This window comes from Nostoc sp. (genome assembly GCF_041747015.1).
Lineage (GTDB): Bacteria > Cyanobacteriota > Cyanobacteriia > Cyanobacteriales > Nostocaceae > Nostoc.
This window is the reverse complement of the sequence record NZ_JBGTFY010000241.1, coordinates 1-18,567: the sequence shown is the minus strand read 5'-3', so window position 1 is coordinate 18,567 and position 18,567 is coordinate 1. Positions and strand designations below refer to the sequence as shown.

The 18,567-nt window shown below is 41.7% G+C and carries 13 protein-coding genes; 5 read left to right on the top strand and 8 right to left on the bottom strand.

What is annotated here, in order from left to right; all coding sequences use genetic code 11:
- The 7 genes from ACEW80_RS19505 to ACEW80_RS19475 form a co-directional block, all read right to left on the bottom strand.
- A partial coding sequence (locus tag ACEW80_RS19505; protein ID WP_373528177.1) for an Hsp70 family protein occupies nucleotides 1-855 on the bottom strand: 855 nt, incomplete at its 3' end.
- Nucleotides 856-1,333: 478 nt separating this feature from the next.
- The gene (locus ACEW80_RS19500; RefSeq protein WP_373528176.1) at nucleotides 1,334-3,400 is read right to left on the bottom strand and encodes a family 10 glycosylhydrolase; all 2,067 of its coding nucleotides are present in this window, start codon (nucleotides 3,398-3,400) and stop codon (nucleotides 1,334-1,336) included.
- A 349-nt stretch (nucleotides 3,401-3,749) separates the two neighbouring features.
- Nucleotides 3,750-6,812: a DUF4394 domain-containing protein gene (locus ACEW80_RS19495; RefSeq protein WP_373528175.1), complete on the bottom strand. Its 3,063-nt coding sequence runs from the start codon at nucleotides 6,810-6,812 to the stop codon at nucleotides 3,750-3,752.
- An 808-nt stretch (nucleotides 6,813-7,620) separates the two neighbouring features.
- Nucleotides 7,621-8,184, bottom strand: a complete 564-nt coding sequence (locus ACEW80_RS19490) for an HdeD family acid-resistance protein (RefSeq protein ID WP_373528174.1) — start codon at nucleotides 8,182-8,184, stop codon at nucleotides 7,621-7,623.
- A 118-nt stretch (nucleotides 8,185-8,302) separates the two neighbouring features.
- Nucleotides 8,303-8,830, bottom strand: coding sequence for an alpha/beta hydrolase (locus ACEW80_RS19485; protein WP_373528173.1), 528 nt, complete (start codon nucleotides 8,828-8,830; stop codon nucleotides 8,303-8,305).
- A 552-nt stretch (nucleotides 8,831-9,382) separates the two neighbouring features.
- Nucleotides 9,383-11,737, bottom strand: coding sequence for a tetratricopeptide repeat protein (locus ACEW80_RS19480; protein WP_373528172.1), 2,355 nt, complete (start codon nucleotides 11,735-11,737; stop codon nucleotides 9,383-9,385).
- Nucleotides 11,738-11,747: 10 nt separating this feature from the next.
- A complete protein-coding gene (locus ACEW80_RS19475; protein WP_373528171.1) occupies nucleotides 11,748-12,125 on the bottom strand; it encodes a hypothetical protein in 378 nt (125 codons plus the stop codon).
- 224 nt (nucleotides 12,126-12,349) lie between these two features.
- Between ACEW80_RS19475 and ACEW80_RS19470 the strand changes: the two genes are divergently transcribed.
- From ACEW80_RS19470 to ACEW80_RS19450, 5 genes are all read left to right on the top strand, one after another.
- Nucleotides 12,350-12,559, top strand: coding sequence for a Uma2 family endonuclease (locus ACEW80_RS19470; protein ID WP_373528170.1), 210 nt, complete (start codon nucleotides 12,350-12,352; stop codon nucleotides 12,557-12,559).
- Nucleotides 12,560-12,977: 418 nt separating this feature from the next.
- Nucleotides 12,978-13,421 carry a pyridoxamine 5'-phosphate oxidase family protein gene (locus ACEW80_RS19465; protein WP_373528169.1) on the top strand — a complete coding sequence of 148 codons (444 nt, stop codon included), beginning with the start codon at nucleotides 12,978-12,980 and terminating at the stop codon, nucleotides 13,419-13,421.
- Between the two features lie 81 nt (nucleotides 13,422-13,502).
- Nucleotides 13,503-14,624 (top strand): aldo/keto reductase, encoded by a 1,122-nt coding sequence (locus ACEW80_RS19460; protein WP_373528168.1) that lies wholly within the window; start codon nucleotides 13,503-13,505, stop codon nucleotides 14,622-14,624.
- Between the two features lie 424 nt (nucleotides 14,625-15,048).
- On the top strand, nucleotides 15,049-15,789 hold the full coding sequence (locus ACEW80_RS19455; RefSeq protein WP_373528167.1) for a peptidoglycan-binding protein: 741 nt from the start codon (nucleotides 15,049-15,051) through the stop codon (nucleotides 15,787-15,789).
- Nucleotides 15,790-16,279: 490 nt separating this feature from the next.
- Nucleotides 16,280-17,032: a hypothetical protein gene (locus ACEW80_RS19450; RefSeq protein ID WP_373528166.1), complete on the top strand. Its 753-nt coding sequence runs from the start codon at nucleotides 16,280-16,282 to the stop codon at nucleotides 17,030-17,032.
- 98 nt (nucleotides 17,033-17,130) lie between these two features.
- Here ACEW80_RS19450 and ACEW80_RS19445 read toward each other — a convergent pair whose 3' ends face one another.
- Nucleotides 17,131-18,405, bottom strand: coding sequence for a ribulose bisphosphate carboxylase small subunit (locus tag ACEW80_RS19445; protein ID WP_373528165.1), 1,275 nt, complete (start codon nucleotides 18,403-18,405; stop codon nucleotides 17,131-17,133).
- Nucleotides 18,406-18,567: the final 162 nt, after the last annotated feature.

The window sequence follows — 18,567 nt, the reverse complement described above, 5'->3', positions numbered from 1 at the left end:
ATCCTGGGTTGCGGTGATAAATGGCAGGTTAATTTCTGCTTGAGTGACGCTAGAAAGCTCAATTTTGGCTTTTTCTGCGGCTTCAGTCAGACGTTGTAAAGCTTGTTTGTCTTTCCGCAGGTCAATACCTTCGGCTTTCTTAAACTTCTCAGCTAAGAAGTCAACTATTTTTTTATCAAAGTCGTCACCGCCAAGGTGGGTATCACCAGATGTAGCTAGTACTTCAAAAACTCCATCTCCTACTTCCAGCACGGATACGTCGAAGGTACCACCACCCAAGTCAAACACGAGAATGGTTTCGTTACTCTTCTTGTCAAACCCGTAAGCTAGAGAAGCAGCGGTAGGTTCGTTGATAATCCGCAGAACTTCAATCCCAGCAATTTTACCAGCGTCTTTTGTCGCTTGCCGTTGGGAGTCGTTGAAGTATGCCGGAACGGTGATTACAGCTTGGGTTACGGTTTCGCCAAGATATTTGCTGGCGTCTTCAACTAGTTTGCGAAGAACTTTTGCAGAAATCTCTTCAGGAGCAAATGGTTTACCAGCTATTGGACAATCTACTTTGACATTGCCGTTGCTGCTGAGGACTTTGTAAGAAACTTCTGTAGCTTCGTTACTAACTTCGTCGAAGCGGCGTCCGATAAAGCGTTTGACTGAGTAAAACGTATTTTCGGGGTTCATCACCGCTTGGCGTTTGGCGATTTGACCAACCAAGTTGTCGCCATTTTTGGCAAATGCGACTACTGAGGGCGTTGTCCGAAAACCTTCAGCATTAGCAATGACTGTGGGTTTACCACCTTCCATCACTGCCACGCAGGAGTTCGTTGTTCCTAAGTCAATTCCAACTACTTTTGCCATTTTAGGTGCTGGCTCCTTATAACTACTAAATGAATGAATGAGAATATAAAGGACTAAATTTTGAACCAATAGGGTCAATAAATCAGCCAGTTCAGCATGAATGCCTTTGGTTTGGCTTTCCTGGGGTTAAAACTCCAGATTATGCTGATATATATACTGAAGCTTAGTGCTAGCCAGTCCATGAAGGGCGGTTTCCCGAACCTTGCTGGGGACGGTTAAACTAACTAAATTGTGTTTTTAGTTGGTTCATGGATTGATTTGCTTCTACTCTGTCTAATGTATGAGAATTAATACTTTCACTAGTTAGGGTGAACCGTAACATTAGAGTGGTGTTTGCCGTCTTTAGATGTAACAAACTACAGAATGAGCATTGGGCAGAAGGAATATTGCTTATTTCCACCATGCTGCAATAGTATTTCAACAAGCGATCGCACTTCTACTACGTCATAATGAACGCACTCGCAGTCAGCGCTTTTACTCAACTCACTGTAATAACTGTTCCCACACTCTCATTCGCCAACCTATCGACTGCACACACAGCATAGGTTCCCGGTTGTTGAACAGTAGCAAAGGTTGTGCCAGCAGACAAAATGCGCCCAATTGTCCAAGTATCACCACTTTGCCGATAAAGCGTCCAGGAACGAATTGGTTGATTATCACCAGGCTGCCAACTCAGTTTGCGGTTGTTGACTTGTAATCCGGTGGGTGGAGGGGGTGGTGTTGTATCCTGCCAAGACAAAGTTGGAGGTAGGGCAGGTTTGTTATAAAGCAGACTTTGGAATTTATCAGCAATGCCTTGACTATTTTCCGTCAAAATACCGAGATTAAAGAAGATATTCCCCAGTGACAACTGTCCAGTTTGACTACGACTAATTTTCACCTGCTTTTCAATCTCATCACTTTCCCGACTTTTGTTGCTTGGTTCTGTTAAATTATTACCAGCGTAAACGTGTCTTTTCTTTGTATTTACCTGTGTCCACCACTTTAGCAATGCCGAATAACTTTGTTGTGGTTCGTCTGTGCGCCAGTAAAGTTGAGGCGCAATGTAATCAATCCAGCCTTGTTCTAACCATTTTTTCGAGTCGGCATACAGCACGTTGTAAGCATCCAACCCAGTAATACCAGCAGGTTGTCCAGGGCGATAGATACCAAAGGGACTAATACCAAATTTAACGTCGGGTTTGGTTGCTTTAATCCCCTGCCAGAGGCGCTGTACCATTTTGTTAACGTTGTCTCGTCGCCAGTCGCCAAGGCTGAATGTACCACCCCCTGCTTTATAGGCAGCATAGGTTTTGTTATCAGGAAAAGGTTGTCCCTCAATGGGATATGGATAGAAATAATCATCTAAGTGAATGCCGTCAACATCGTAGCGCTTCACTACATCGATAATTACGTTGTAAGCTCTATCCTGAACTATTTTCAGTCCTGGGTCCATCCAGCGTTGAGTTTTCCACAAATAAACGGTTTCTGGATTGGTAGCTGCGATGTGGGGACGGACTGTTTTGGCTGGGTTGGTGGAAGTGCTAGCGCGGTAAGGGTTGAACCAAGCATGAAGTTCAATATTGCGCTTGTGACATTCGGCGATCGCAAACGCTAAAGGATCATAAAATGGTTCTGGTGCTTGACCCTGAGTTCCCGTAATCCAAGCACTCCAAGGCTCTAATTGGGATTCATACAAAGCGTCTCCTTCCGGTCGCACCTGGAAGATGAGGGCATTGAAGTTTAACGCTTGTAATTTAGTAATAATCTCCGTAAGTTCAGCTTTTTGTTGGGCAACCGATAGTCCGGCTTTAGAAGGCCAATCACTATTCCACACAGATGCTACCCACACCCCTCGGAACTCCCGGTTATGATTTACCCTAACGCTACCGACAGGTGTGGGTGTGGGTATTGGTATTGGTATTGGTGTCGGTGTCGGTGTTGGTGTCGGTTTTGGCGGTACTATGAGGTAACTAGAAGCAATCTTTTCTGCTTCACCTAGATACACCAAAGCTTGATAAATAATCACTGCCACATCTGCACGGGTAGCTGCGAGATTGGGATTGAGTAATTTTACATTTGGAAAACCAACCACCAATCCGGCGCTGGTGGCAATAGCTATGTGATTTTTACCATAGCCAGGAATCTGAACGGCATCTTGATAGATTTGGGGGAGTGCTGATAAAAGGTCGGGTTTTACTTTGGTGGCAATTTCTAAACCTGCTACCAAGGAGACTAAAACTTCTACTCTAGTAATTCGGTTAGCGGGACGGAAACTTTTATCAGGAAACCCGCTAATAAATGCTTTTTCGTAAGCTGTTTGAATGGCCGCTGCTGCCCAATAATTACTAGGTACATCAACAAAGGGGACATACTGCCGCTTCTGGGTAATTGTCCCAAATGCCTTGGCGATGATGGCGGCAAACTCAGCGCGGGTGAGTGAGTTATCGGGGCGATACATTCCATTAGGCAACCCGCTAACAATACCACGTTGGGCTAAGGCTGTAATAAATAAGCGGGCCCAATGGTTTTGAATATCCGAGAAGGGAGCAGTAATAGATACCATTGTTGATTGCAGCTAGCTGGCTTTGATTTTGATTTCCTTAGTTAATTTAGCAATTTTGTTGGCGTAGGCGTAGCCCAACTTAGCCATTGCTGCTGCAATGTCTTATAAACTTTTACTATTAAACCTTTGCCGTTTATGCTTTGTGTCGGATAAGTGTTATTAACTTAGTACTTACGCATTGACAGGGAAGACGAAATATGTATTATTTGAAAAACCACATCTGTCGTCGGGGCAATTCATGTAGCTTTAGCTTCCCGCAGGGTATTGCCCCGACGGTACGAGTCTAGTTACCATCAAAGAATGATTAATAAAGGCGAAACCAGAAACAACAGTATTAACCCTGATTGGCTTAGATAGTCACACGCACAATGACATCGTTGAAGTCTTTATCTCCGCCACCCCGTAAATCCTCAAAGCCGAATGTATTATTACCGAGGAGGCGAATATGATCGGCTTGATCGGAATTTGCTCCAAGGTAGGCGAAATATACCTCATCCAACTTTTGACCACTGATAACCTGGTTTACTGAAGCATTTGCAATTAAGAAAGGAGCAAAAATAGAGCCACCTGCAAACTGTCCAGACAGGGTTGCTGTTTGTTGATTTTTTACACTTAAGTCAATTCCTGTTATGCGACTATTTACCGCTGCTTGAGCGTAACCTATCGCACCCGGCAGAATGTCTACCGTACCATCGCCATTGGTATCAATTCCACCATTCTGGTCTACCACCCGGTAGAACCCAACAAAATTGTCGAAGGCTGCTTCACGGTTAACGGTAAATGAAGTAGTGACTTGTCCTGTTAGAGAACGCAAATCTAGTACCTCACTCTGCCCTTGCAAAGCTGATCCTGCTGAGGCACTCTGGCTAACCGTCTTAACCTCCAGAACTATATCATTAAAGTCATTGTTACTACTGTTGGGACTATCTTCAAAGCCAAAGGTGAAATTACTGGCAGTAGCACTAGAAACACGTACCGAAGTCTGACTACTCAAAAAGACGCTGCTAGCAGAAATCTTTCCGGCTCGCAATTCATCAAGGCTACCGTTTTGAATTAATAAAGTGGAGAAGCGTGCATTTGACCCAAAATCTAAAATACTTGATAGTCCACCGCCAAAGCCATTAGGATTGTTACTAAGTGTGGAGAAGATGGTACGGGAACGAGCGATCGCAGCTTCCAAATAACCTGTTGCATTAGCAGCAATGCCATTGATCGTACCTAAATCGTCATCAACCGTGAAAGCAACAATCTCGTTGACAACGGTATTTTTTCGGCTGGATAACGAGAACTGCACAAGGCTTTGAAAGTTGTTAGCAATAGAGATGATGGCGTTACCATTGGCAGCAAAGTTAGTTGCGATCGCGCCACCATTATTAACGCTAATTGTGCCATTATAATTAACGCTAATCGTGCCACCATTACCATTGTTAGTAATCTCAAAGGTAGCAGTGTCTTGTGCTGCTAAAACAGCTCCATTTGTAGGATTTTTTAAGGACAGTGTAACTGTGCCATTGCCTTCACCCAGGCTGTCATCAGTAATATTTAAGGTGGAAGTAGTCTGACCATCAGCAAAAGTCACAGTTACAGGTGTGCCATTGTCAAAACCAGCCACATCTACGGTGAAAGAACCACTCGAACCATTTGTACGAGCTAAATCGAGTGCGATCGTTGTGCCATTTTCATCAACAGTATAGGTAGCGTTGCCAAACGCCACTGTACCAGTAGGAGATTCCGCGACTGTCAAACCAGCTAAACTTGTACCTGAACCAATCGGGCCGAGCAGAGTAGCAGCGCCTGTACTTAGTTCAATTGTATATAGATTAGTCAAACCTCCAACGTTCAATGCTGCTATCCCCCGTCCTGAGGCTGCTGCATTTGATGCAGTAACTCGTACATTTGACGGAATATCGAAACCGCTAGCTTCAGTAAAATCTAGTGGAGCGCCGTTAAGGGTAACTAACAATTGAACTGTTTGGGTGCCATTGTTAGGCGGGTTCTGAATAAACAGGCTGTTGCTAGTTGGGTCTAGCGTGTATTGAGTTGTAACAGTGGTTCCAGTGAGTCCATTGAAGCTGTTGGTATAAGCAGTAGCAGAAATCCCTGTAGAACCGGACTGAAGTCCATTAATCGCACCATCTGGGTTAGTACCTGTTACTCCAGTATTTCCATCAATAGCAGCACCTGTAATCGGATTGAGGCGGAAGTTCAACCCAGTATTTGTAACCACACGAATACGATCAACCGTTGGATTAAAGTCAAAGCCAAAACCAGTGTTGGCAGGAGGTAGATCAACAGGGTTGTTAAGAGTGTCTACAAAGGCAATTTGCCCTGCTGCCGCACCCACGATCGCTGCTGTTCCAGTTTGAGGATCAACCAAGTACAGAGTACCTGTATTCGCTGCATCATTAATTCCCAGTCCATATAACTGCCCAGTTGCTGGACGTAGGTCAATGCCTACTAAGGTTTCACCTAGCGTTACACCAGCGATCGCGGCGGTTGTTACTGTTCCAGAACTGGTACTATTGAACCGAAGGAGTTGAGTACCATCGGCAGTCAATCCAATCAGAGGTACGCCAGCAGAAGCCACTTCGTTTTGGAGTGCAAACCCTTGAACTGGATCTGTGCCTGTACCCACCGTTCCGATCAGTGTAGCAGCACCTGTAGAAAGTTCAATTGTATAAAGTCCGGTTGTACTACCGACCGTGAGAACCGCAAATGCCTCTCCAGTGGCTGGAGTATTTGATACTGAAACATTGACACCAGACGGGATATCAAAGCCATTGACACTAGTAAAGTCTAGAGGAGTGCCATTAAGGGTGACTACCAGGGGCGATATCTGGGTGCCATTATTGGGTGGATTCTGAATGAATAGTGTATTAGTGACTGAATCTAAGGTGTATTGTGTGGTCGCTGTAACGTTGGGAGCGCTGTTTGTATAGGCTGTAGCATCGACTGTAGTAGTACCACCATTGATCGAACCATCAGGATTGATGCCTGCTGGAGGCACCATCATGCCCAAGTTACCATCGATCGCTGCTCCAGTATTTGGGTTAACGCGAAAGTTTAGTCCATTGGAGGTAACAACGCGGAGGCGATCGACTGTTGGATTGAAATCTATTCCAAAGTCGGAACCTGTAATTGCAACAGGGTTGCCGGCACCATCAAAAAATTGTCCTAATGTCCCAATAGCAACAGCTAACCCAGTTTGGATACTAATGGCATAAAGCTGGGCACTGCCCATACCATCGCTAGCGATTCCGTAGAGTCTGCCGTTTTGGGGACGGAAGTCAATACCTACTAAATTCTGCCCTGCCGTCAGTCCAGTAATGGGGATGTTAGCGTTAAGGTTGTCGGGGTTAGAGGTATCAAACGAGCTCAGAGTGTTATTACTGAGAACATATGCTGTTGTCATGTTTTAATTTCTCTACTTAATAATTTTTTGAATAAACTTTGACTCTAGCCATCTAGGCTAAGGATTTAATCAAAATCCATCTCGATTACCGTTGGCATTCTTTGAATAGAAGTCCAAGGTTTTTAGACTTAGGTAGTGTTACTCAGAGCTAAACAGCCTGGTGAAGCATTTCTGTAAATGCCTACTTAAGAGTAAGGATTATAATTTGCAATGTACACAGTAAAATTACGATAAAAAACGAAAATTCAAATTGTTTTATCGTAAAATTACTGATAAAATTAGTAGAAGTGCTTCTTTTGATTATTGGGGTGGTTAGAGAAAACAGTCACCAGGATAAATAAACTCTGGAGCAGTAAAGTTGTATTGGTCTTTGTCTCTATAGCTAAAATTGGAGTTTAGACTAAACGGTTAAGGGATAGGCTTCGGGATAATTTTCAATAATTTCTCCTCCCTCCAACACTGAAAAGTAAATTTCACTAATTATTAAATTGTCTTACACTGCTTAATTTAAATTGTGTCGAGTCGAGATATAACAACTCTACTTGCACTAATTGCGTCTATTATTTATATATTATAATAAATTAATTATTGACCCTCTTACAGATGCGTTCTGTAAGTGAAAAATTTATTATCATAGATAATTATGTTGTTAATTTAACAACATAAAAGTGTAGGCATAGCTGCTGCAATGTCTTATAAACTTTGACTATTGAAGTTTGGGCATGAGGCAAAACAGTTCCGGGTTCCGAGTTCTCAGTGCTGAGTAAAGAAGTGAGATTGCCCACTTCCTACTCCCCACTCTCATCTCCTAAGCAGTTTGCTCAGGAGGATTTAAGGTAGAACGCGCATTCAACGACAGCATTACGCGTGAAATGCCACTAAAAAGAACGCTGACACCAACAAGTGTCCCAATCAGCCAGGGCGCATTGAAAGGCAACTGAAACCAAATCATTGCGCCTAAGACCAACGTAATAATGCCATTACCTAGTACCCAAAGCCAGTTCTCTTGCGGACGTAACCGGAATGCCAAAATTAACTCGAATGTGCCTTCAGTTAGCAAAAATGTCCCAAGCAACAGAGTTAGTGTAAGAATACCCGTATAAGGATAAACAAATAGCATTATGCCCGTTGCAATATAGAGTCCACTCAATAAAAGTTTCCAAAGAAAACCTCCGCGATCGCGCGTTTGAGTAGCATAAACTAGTTTTGTAAATCCTGCAAAAAGCACAATCACCGCAATCCAAGTTTCGGTGAATAGGGTGGTGAAATTAGGCGCTGCGATCGCAATAACTCCCACAATACTCAAGATAATACCAGTTATCAGCGCTCCGTTAACATCCTTGTTAATATTTTTAGAAACATCAGTTGTCATACAAATTTTTTCCCTGTTTTTAGACTAAACTCTACATTTAGATTAGAGAATTTCTCAGTAAGAGGGCATGAACCCTAAGATAGAGTCATCAGTATTAACTTATAGCAGTAACTAGCCCTTATAAGAGTTCTGCAAGATTGCTTAGGCGCTCATAAACAGCGATGAGGCGATCGCCTTCAAGTTCAACAGAAGTATTTGGATAATTCTGAATGGCTCCAAGCAGTGTAACTTCACCATTTTGCTTAATAGATTCACTTAAAGCGGTTTGCAGCGCTTGCTGATTTAGTTGTCCTGCGGGAGGGTGAACTACTTCACCAATTTGGTTAACTAAAACTGGTCCAGCCCAGCTAGACAGTAAGCTATTTAAAAAGGCAGGATCGGCTTTTATTCCGGCTTTCAGTGCCTTACGAGCTAATGCAGGATCTTGTTGTGCCGCCTCCAAATAAGCTGTTAATGTCGGGGTAGTCTTGCCAGTTTCTACAAACTGACTTAATTCTTCAACAGATATTTGCCCCTGAAAAGTACCATACTTTAAAACAACTTGTTCGGCAGCATTAACATTAGTACTCGAAAATAGAACAATACCGCTTACGCCTAAAACTACTGTCTGAGTGAGTAATTTAGTGAAAAGTTGAGAAATCTGCATTTTGTCTAACTTTATAATGGTGCGGAAGTTGAACAGCAGATATACTGCGATTTGATTTCCTATTTTTTTATAGTAGGCGTTTAATGGGAAATAACACTCCTGCTAGAGGTTGAAGAAGCTTATTCAGAGGGTACAAGTTTAACATCCTCTAGAAGTAAGAATACTGTAGATAGATTACGTTGAAAACAAGTTATGAGTGGCGATCGCAAATATAATAATATTATTATTGTTAGCTGCGATCGCAGTTGTAATTTTCTATAAAAGTAAAAGGACTTGATTCTTGGTCTAATTACCAGCTAATTTGTTGACAATATTCAAACTTTAAAAAAATATCTATACTCTAGTAGACCGTTTTGTAGCTGCTCCAGTTCATCAATTAACTGTAAAAACGACACTCCAATCTCTGGACTAACTTCCGGTTGAGCAGTATTATTAATCTGTGACTTTGATCATGCTGCTAACTGCTTCAGTGTAATTTTCTTATTTTCCAATTAATCTATTGGTTTTAATGAATAAATGTTCTGTTTGGAAATCTTGATAAGAATTTGACTATTACTGAAGCACCTTGAGTCTGTTCATTGCATCAGTGTAGGCTGTCGTCTTTCCTTGTTTTTGATAAAAATCTGCCGCTGTCTTAAGATCCTTTTTCGCTTGCTCTTTATCTCCAAGAGCAGAGTAGGTATTACCCCGGTTGTAGTAGGCATTAGGATAGTTGGGATTAATTTTGAGAGCTTGGTTGTAATCCTCTATCGCTTCCTTTTTATATTCAAGAGCATAGCGGGCAAGACCCCGGCCGTTGTAGGCATTAACAAAGTTGGGATTAATTGTGATAGCTTGACTGTAATCCTCTATCGCTTCCTTGTAGTCTAATAGAGCATAGCGGGCAAGACCCCGGTTGTTGTAGGCTATATCATAGTTGGGATTAATTGTGATAGCTTGGTTGTAATCCTCTATCGCTTCCTTGTAGTCTAATAAAGCATAGCGGGCATTACCCCGCTCATTGTAGGCTATATCATAGTTGGGATTAATTTTGAGAGCTTGGCTGTAATCCTCTATCGCTTCCTTGTAGTCTAATAGAGCATAGCGGGCAAGACCCCGGTTGTTGTAGGCTATACTATAGTTGGGATTAATTTTGAGAGCTTGGTTGTAATCCTCTATCGCTTCCTTGTTGTCTAATAGAGCATAGCGGGCAAGACCCCGGTTGTTGTAGGCATGAACATAGTTGGGATTAATTTTGAGAGCTTGGTTGTAATCTTCTATCGCTTCCTTTTTATATCCTAGAGCATAGCGGGCACGACCCCGGTCGTTGTAGGCATGAACATAGTTGGGATTAATTTTGAGAGCTTGGTTGTAATCCTCTATCGCACCCTGATAGTCTTTTCTCTGGTATTTATCAGTTCCTCTGTTATATAAATCCTCAGCAGTCATCGGAGAATTTGTAGAAGAGATGGACGGACTAGCACTAGGTTGAGATTCGCTATTTGGTTCTAACTCTGGTGTTTTTAGTATAGAAGAAATTATTATGATTACAGCAAACACAGCAAAAATACTCCCGCTAACTAATAGACGCAATTTGTTAGGCGAGTCCACAGGAATTGCTTTAGAATCTTCACCTGTTACCTGGGTCAGGGGTGGATTTACATCTCTTTGTCGAACAACTTTTTCTTCAATTACTGCTACTTCTTCATCCCTGAGTTCCAAGACTTGCTGATATCGCTTTAATTCCTTACGAATCTCCTCACCAAACGGGTATCCATGCTGAATTTCTTGAGTTAGCACTTGCTCATACTGTTGCAATTTTTGCTGGTGGCCTTCAGTCTCAGCCGTAATTCTGGCCTTAATCTGTGCCTCAATTGGCATTGTATCCTCATTCCTCAGCCCCAAAATTTGCTGAAGATTCTGTCTTAGTGCATTAAGATCATCTTCACTTAGGGCTACTTGCTGCTGAAGTGCTTCAGTGAAGTCTCGCTGATATTGCTGTAACTTTTGTTTAAATTCCTGACGAGCAACTGCTAACATCTCATCTTCAATTGCAGTTGCTTCCATCTCGGATAGTCCCAAGCGGCTTCTAAGCGCATCCAAAGTTTTGCGACCCACAAAAGGAACATCACCACGGCTACTGTATTGCGCCACCTCTTTGCGATACTTCTGTTTGGGATCACCTTGGGGAACTTTTGTAAGTCGAATCTTAAAGCCTTCTCTACTTGTGTAAATTTCTGGCTTCATCGTTGGCTGTATTTCTCTAACTTTCCTACTGGCATAATCATGCAACTCGTCAATCGAGATAACCCCATCTTCGTCTAAGTCTGCCGCCCCTGTGGTAATTCCTTCAATCAAATAACGGGTATAAATTGATAGGTTTGACCCTTGCTGTTCAAAAGAATATTGAGTTGAACTGGATGAAGTCAGAACAGCTCGCCCCTCTCCTCCTAATTGCTCACGGATATTTATACTACCGTCATCTTTGGCTGATAAACCCTCAACAAAAGCGCCACTAAAGCAACTGTCCAAAATGACAACTTGCCGCTTAGAACGGCTGCGGCTCATGCTTTCATGTACAATACTGGCTGCTACTGCCGATGAGCGAATTAAATCTCCTCTGGGAGTTTTGCGTGTGGAGCGGGTTGCGAGGAAGAGTCTACCAGTGTCATCTTTAATGCCATGACCGGAGAAAAAAAGAACTAACAGATCGTCTTTTTGACGATGGGCAAACAGATTCTCGATCGCTTCTTCCATATCTTGGCGCTGGGGATTTTTTAGCACCATAATATCTGTCTCAGCAAAGCCGCCCATTTCTGGGTGTAACAACACTTGCTGCATTGCTTCAACATCTTTGACAGCAGCAGGTAGTGGGTTTAACCCAGGCTCATATTCACTCACCCCAATCAGCAATGCTACTTTATCCATTTGAAATACTCTATCCTGCTACAAATTTCTGGGCTGCCTCAATTGCTGCTTCTAACTCTTGGCGACTGCTGGCTTTGATTTTCAGTTTCTTGCCATTGGCTTCAATTTCTAGTTCAATAGTCTTGTTACCAAGGCGATCGCCTAAAAATCCCATCAGTGCTTTAATATTCTTGGGATTCACCTGAGTTGTTAGCCAACCCACAGCCAGCCCTGTGAGTGACTTACTTCCTACTGGTGCTTCTGCTTCACTAAAAAGACTGGCATCCTCCACTTCATCTAGTTGCAGCATTTGTTGCAACAGCCTTTGGGTTTCGTCTTGCAGTTCATCATCATCTAAATCAGAATCTTGCAGGGCGATGGTAATCTTGACGTTGGATGTACTCGCCATTTTTAAACTCTAATTGTGGTTAATGCTTAAATTATCACAAGTACTTATACAATCCAAGTAGTAATAATTTCGGTCTAGATTGTCGTAAATAGGGATTTTGCCAATATCCATAGTCTGCTATGAATAGGAAGAGTACTGCAAAGTAAAAATAGATACTATGGCTTAATGAAGCTTGTCCGGCAATTCCAGAATTAGTAATAGAAATTATATCTCCAGACCAAAGCATGAAAGAATTTGAAGATAAAGCGCAAGATTATCTTGCTGCGGGTGTGTCAAGGGTTTGGATTATAAACCCGGAAGCGATAAGTATAAGAGTTTTTCTTCCTGATGGTTCAAGTCAAGTTTATAAAGATAATACGCCAATTTTAGATGAGCTACTTCCAGGTTTGGAATTGACCACAAGGCAAATATTTGAAGAGGCAGAATTAATTTAATTTTATCTTTTAGCATTTAAAAGCAGACTTACAAAATATGTCTAATTATAAGCTTGGTTAGACCTCTAGCTAGATTCATTAACCTTAAGTTATAGAGATAGTTTTAATTTAGTCCGAAAACTCTAGGATTTCTCTCTAAAAAAATAAGGGCAGAAATCATGTCGCTATGGATAGAAGTCTTACAGACAAAGAGCGCAGATGCATTGGCGTAGCGTTTCGTAGAGAAGTGGCTTGTCGTCAAATATCAATATCTCTATAGATATAACTAACAAAGCTAGTTTTAGCAGAATTCCACCTGTAGACTCACGCAATTAAAACTAAAAACGTTGATACTTAAAAATGACTTTACCAGCCTTAAACCTGGTTGTAATCAAAAAATATAGCCCAGAAAAAGCAAATAGAGAAAACAGTACAAACAATGGCAACTTCTACAGACCGCGATCAACAGATTCAAAAGCTGCGTGAACTAATCAAAGATATTGATTATGGTATGTTTACCACAGTCGATGATGATGGCAGTTTGCATAGTTACCCCATGTCAAAGAGTGGTGAAATTAACTCTGATAGCATACTCTGGTTTTTTACCTATGCTGGTTCTCACAAAGTGACTGAGATTGAACACCATAAGCAGGTTAATGTTAGTTTCTCGTCACCCGAACAACAGCGATACGTTTCTATCTCAGGTACAGCACAACTCGTAAAAGACCGCAACAAGATGCGATCGCTATGGAAGCCGGAACTTCAAACCTGGTTTCCTAAAGGACTAGATGAGCCCGATATTGCTTTACTCCAGGTGAATATTAACCAAGTTAATTATTGGGATAGTGCATCAAGTTTTCAGCCACAACAATTAATTTGTTGATACCATTACGCCTTTAAGACGTGTAATTATTGGACAAAGTTGGCAAAGCAAAGATTAAGTATTTTTAATTACAAAAAATCAATGACAGGTCAAAACAATGATGATGCTGCTCAAAAGCATCTGCCTTTGGATGTAAAGCGGCGAGATTTTTTAAAAGGAATAGGCTTTATCGGTGCGGGCGCAGGGGCGATTTTCACTGACCATATCCTCAATGCCGATTCTGAAGTGGAAGCGGCACAGGTTCCAGCATCGTCTGCAACTCCAACGAACAGCAGAAACACTGGTGAAATTCCTCTCCGTCCACTAGGAAAAACAGGGGTAAAAGTTTCAGCGATCGCCCTTGGAGGTGCAACTCTAGGACAAGCAAAGAGCAAAGAAGAGGCAATTCGCATCACCCACGAAGCCGTTGACAATGGTATGACTTTCATGGATAACGCCTGGGAGTATAACCAGCATCGCAGTGAAGAGTGGATGGGAGAGGCGTTACAGGGACGACGAGACAAGGTTTTTTTGATGACGAAGGTTTGCACCCACGGACGCGATCGCAAAGTTGCAATGCAGCAACTTGAAGAATCTCTGCGCCGTCTTAAAACTGACCATATTGACTTGTGGCAAATCCACGAAGTTGTTTACTACAATGATCCAGAAAAGATTTTTCGCCCCAACGGAGCAATTGAAGCCTTGGCTCAGGCGAAAAAAGAGGGGAAAGTCAGATTTGTTGGCTTTACGGGTCACAAAGACCCCGCTATTCACCTGAAAATGCTCTCCTACAATTACCCTTTTGATGCCGTACAATTGCCGCTTAATTGTTTTGATGCCAGCTTCCGCAGCTTTGAGCGACAGGTGTTACCAGAACTCAACAAACGCCAAATAGCGATCATTGGCATGAAAAGCCTCAGTGGTACTGGTGATGCAGTCAAAAAAGGTGTAGTGACTCCCCAGGAAGCCATCCGTTATGTTATGAGTTTACCCATCGCCTCACTCGTTAGCGGTATTGATTCACTCCAAGTACTGCGGCAAAATTTAGCGATCGCTCGTGGCTTTCAACCGATGAAGGCAAAAGAAATGCAGGCGTTGCGCGATCGTTGCGCTCAATATGCAACTGATGGGCGTTTTGAACTCTTCAAAACCTCTATGAAGTTTGATGGTGATGAAGGCAGAGTTCAGCATGGCTTTCCACCCCAAAGCCAAATGCAGACATAAGACTGTGAACTAAGGAAGAAACAGCAGATTAGGGTACAGAGTAGAGGGAACATTCTTCTACTCTGTACCCTTTTTTATGCTTGAATGGCGTGGTAAAGGTAACAAAGAGCGTAGTTTACCGCACTTCGGCAAGGCTCAGTGACTACCGTAGGCATCGCAGAAATACTGAAAGCGGCTTTAAAGCTGGTGCAAAAAAAACATTCGGGCAGAAAACTTCAAGTGCGTAGTATCATCATCAATAGTTGAAAATAAACTTATTTGCAAAGCATCTCAAAGAAAAGCTGCTTGCCCTTGCCCTTGCACATTGCTTGAATTTTAAACCATTTTGTAAAAAAATATGTTTGACTGGTTTATGCCCGCTTACTTGATTGTTATAAAATAAGATACATTAACTGGAACTTTAATAGCAAAGGAACTGAAAAACATGACTCCTTATACCCCTCAACAGATCCATCATATATTAATCGGGCTGGGATATTTAGCTCCTGAGATTGACCCTAAGGCGGATCTGACGAAATTTGCTCCCTGGAAAAGGAACGACAACGCCTTGACAGATCAACCTACCCAAGAAGCTATTAAAAGGTTTCAGAAACAGTACTCATCAAAACTGACGGTAAATGGTAATCCTGATTCCGAAACTCGAAGTTTAATGGAAGATACAATCAAAGGGCTTCAGAATAGATTGAAGTTTCACGGTTTTGCAACCAATACTGAACTACCTTCAGACAGACCTTTTTATGGGCCAGCTACTTATACAGCAGTCAAGAAATTTCAGAAATTTCAGGGTTTAACTGAAAATGGCATTGCCACTATGGAACAACGTCAAATTTTACAGCAAGCCAGTCTACCACCAAAGAAATCCCAACCACAGTCACAACTCAAGCTGATAGATTTGTACTTCCAATTCAAAAAGAATCCTCAAAATTCCTCTTACATTGCAGCACTAAATAACTTACAGCAAAATCTACCCAAGGACGTTTTAAACAAAGTTACTAACAAATGGAGGGGAACAAATGATCAAAACCCTGAGATTGTTAAACTTACGAATGTGTTCACTTATTATGATGACAACAATACAAATCATCGTGATGCATTAAATCACTTACAAAGTCAGATTACTCCAGCCATCTCTCAAGCATTTTTAAGTCTCTGGAATAAAAAGTAATATCATGTTAGGCTGATAACTTATAAAACGTTATTGCAAGCTAGCGGAGTAATTCTAGTCATGGCGATCGCTTTATTTTGCTTGACTATATTTGCCATGACATTGTGTAATTAATTATATTTACTTATTCATAATCAACATTGCAATATTCCTGATCAATATTGCAGTATTCATAATTAACATTGCAACATTCCTGATCAATATTGCAACATTCATAATTAATATTGCAATATTTCTTGTTGAGTCCACAATATTACTTATGTATATTGTAGCATTCATGATTAACATTGAAGCGATGTCTACGACGGGCTACGCCTACGCAAAAAAAACAGGTGGAATATCTGGATTCAGAGAAATTACCCAGATTTATTTGTAATTTTTTTAATAAATAAACAGATATGCAATTCTAAACAATTTTGCTTGTGTAAACGCTGGTTAGAGATTATAGTTGAGACGAAGTTTTTGTTCCCTTTTTAAGCAACCTTGTACCATGATTTATTCTCACAAATTCCAGAGGTATTTTGCAAGTTTCTCTTTATCTGTAGTATTGGTAGCTGATTTAGTAATCACCCAAAAAGCTCCTCCAGCTTTTGCCCAAACGGTAAATTCATCTGTCGGGAATGCTGTGACATTTAGTTGCAATGATAGTGAAGCGACAATCAAAGCTAAAAATGGCCCTAAAGTCAAGTATGGAAATACAACCATTTACATTGGTTATCAGCAAGTTTCATCTAATAATAAAAACCCCGTGACTATCCGTTTTAATAACGGGATTAAAGCCTGGTGTCGTACTGACTACGAAACAACAAATGACGATGGTACAGGTTATGGATTGTTTTGGGATGGGGGAAATGTTTTATATGGCGTTTACTCCTCCACTGGTAGTCAGACTGGTAATGATTTTCGCCGCTTTGCCGCTTTGCGTTGGTTGTCTAGCTATGGTAGCGGAGGCGGACCAAAAGTCGCAGTTATAGCCCGCCTTAATCCAGCCAATGGCGATGTTTCCTATGCCACATTTTTATCTGCCAAAAAGTCAAATGATGGAAAAACTAACTCTTTGGTTGTCAGCAATTTATCATGGAATGGCACAAATTTAACTGTGCAAGCAACGTCATGGTGGAGTCCCCGTAACATTTATACAAATTCCATGACTTGTTCTGGTTCATCACCTTATCAATACACAGCCGTATTCACTGGCGATTTAAAAACTGTTAAATCGGCTTCAGCAGCTACTTGTAGTTAAAAGTAAAAAATTCAACTTTTTTCTCGTTGTTTGAGAATTGACAAAAGCGATCGCCTTTGATATGTGTAGTGCGATCGCTCCTCCTCATTTATCTAACTCTAATTTTTCCCACTCGGACGTTGAATAATTGTCTCTACAACCCGCCGCTTGGCTTTCGGATCAATACCTACCAAGCGCACGTATTCACCGCTATATTCTGTCAGAGTCGATTCCAAGTTTGAAATTGCATCAGTCTCGCTATCAATGTGGCTGTTAACACAACTTTGCCATGAACCCATGCGGAAACGGCGCTCATCTACGTGTTCAATGCTAATTTTGTAGCCTTGAGACAATAATTGTCTGATTTGCGCTTGTGTATCTAAAGTCAAATGGGGACTCGATACTTCCTGTTTCTGGAATTGATTAGTTTTTACTTCTTGGGTTGTACCATTGCCTGACGGCTGACTAATTGGTGTCACAGCAGGCGGTGCAGATTGATCAGAATTTCTCCCTCTATTTAGTCGGTTGTAATCATCAACCAAATGGGAATTTTCCACCCGTTTTTGTTCACCAACCAAGAAGTTACCAGACTCGATTAAGTGAGACAGTCTGAAATCTGGCTTTTTAAATTCTGGTGGGCCTTCAACGCTGTTAACCACACTCAACGATACCCACTCAAACCCGACTTTATGGATGTAGTTGCGGATTTGTTCGTCATAAATACGCGATCGCAAAGCGCTAAAAAAGTCAATGGACTGATTGACAAAAGTATCAACTAGCTGTTCAACTTCCTTCTGTGATAGTCCATCCGGTTCAAAAATCCCCTTGACAATTCCTACCTTATCGTCTCGGTTTGGTTCCCAGTAAAATTTATCCATCCGTCCATCCCGAATTAACGGTGCATAGAGGGTGGAAAAATCATTACCTGTGACAATAATTGGTACACGACGTAAAGGCGTGGAATCATAGCTTCCAGGCAATTGTACATCTGTGGGGTTATCAGCAATATTCATCAGTGTGGCATTCACCAACTGCGTATTTACAGTATATTGAGTGCCTTCATCAAAGCGTCCAGCCCCCGCATCTAAATCGTTAATCATTAGTACACACATTTTGCCGCGTACTTTGATAAGTTCCGCTGTTTCTCGATAGCGCAGCCGAATCAACCGCGCTGGATCTCCTGCATCTGGACTCTCCAATTCGCCGCCAGAGATGTTAGTCACCTCGATACCCATTTTCTCGAAGACTAATTGACATTGAAATGTTTTGCCTTCTCCTTTGCGTCCATGAATACCTAAAATCACGGGAACTCTTACGCCAGGAAGCTTTAGAAAGTTTTTGGTAATGTGGACAGCCAATTTGTCTAGAAACCGAGGAGCGATGTAGTAACCCATAAAATTATCTTTGCCTAGCAGTGCTTAAAGTAATGTTAAGTTTTTTTGGTGATGACTGTTTATTTATCTTTTGGTAGAAAAGTAACGCTATCTACCATACACGTCTTATTGGATATGCATCAAAGATTTTATCGGCACTCAGTAAAGGTATATTTTCTGCAA

Excerpts from the sequence above, each read along its gene's own strand:
- ACEW80_RS19500 (WP_373528176.1), bottom strand. The coding sequence starts at position 3,400 with ATGGTATCTATTACTGCTCCCTTCTCGGATATTCAAAACCATTGGGCC.
- ACEW80_RS19495 (WP_373528175.1), bottom strand. The coding sequence starts at position 6,812 with ATGACAACAGCATATGTTCTCAGTAATAACACTCTGAGCTCGTTTGAT.
- ACEW80_RS19490 (WP_373528174.1), bottom strand. The coding sequence starts at position 8,184 with ATGACAACTGATGTTTCTAAAAATATTAACAAGGATGTTAACGGAGCG.
- ACEW80_RS19485 (WP_373528173.1), bottom strand. The coding sequence starts at position 8,830 with ATGCAGATTTCTCAACTTTTCACTAAATTACTCACTCAGACAGTAGTT.
- ACEW80_RS19480 (WP_373528172.1), bottom strand. The coding sequence starts at position 11,737 with ATGGATAAAGTAGCATTGCTGATTGGGGTGAGTGAATATGAGCCTGGG.
- ACEW80_RS19475 (WP_373528171.1), bottom strand. The coding sequence starts at position 12,125 with ATGGCGAGTACATCCAACGTCAAGATTACCATCGCCCTGCAAGATTCT.
- ACEW80_RS19470 (WP_373528170.1), top strand. The coding sequence starts at position 12,350 with ATGAAAGAATTTGAAGATAAAGCGCAAGATTATCTTGCTGCGGGTGTG.
- ACEW80_RS19465 (WP_373528169.1), top strand. The coding sequence starts at position 12,978 with ATGGCAACTTCTACAGACCGCGATCAACAGATTCAAAAGCTGCGTGAA.
- ACEW80_RS19460 (WP_373528168.1), top strand. The coding sequence starts at position 13,503 with ATGACAGGTCAAAACAATGATGATGCTGCTCAAAAGCATCTGCCTTTG.
- ACEW80_RS19455 (WP_373528167.1), top strand. The coding sequence starts at position 15,049 with ATGACTCCTTATACCCCTCAACAGATCCATCATATATTAATCGGGCTG.
- ACEW80_RS19450 (WP_373528166.1), top strand. The coding sequence starts at position 16,280 with ATGATTTATTCTCACAAATTCCAGAGGTATTTTGCAAGTTTCTCTTTA.
- ACEW80_RS19445 (WP_373528165.1), bottom strand. The coding sequence starts at position 18,405 with ATGGGTTACTACATCGCTCCTCGGTTTCTAGACAAATTGGCTGTCCAC.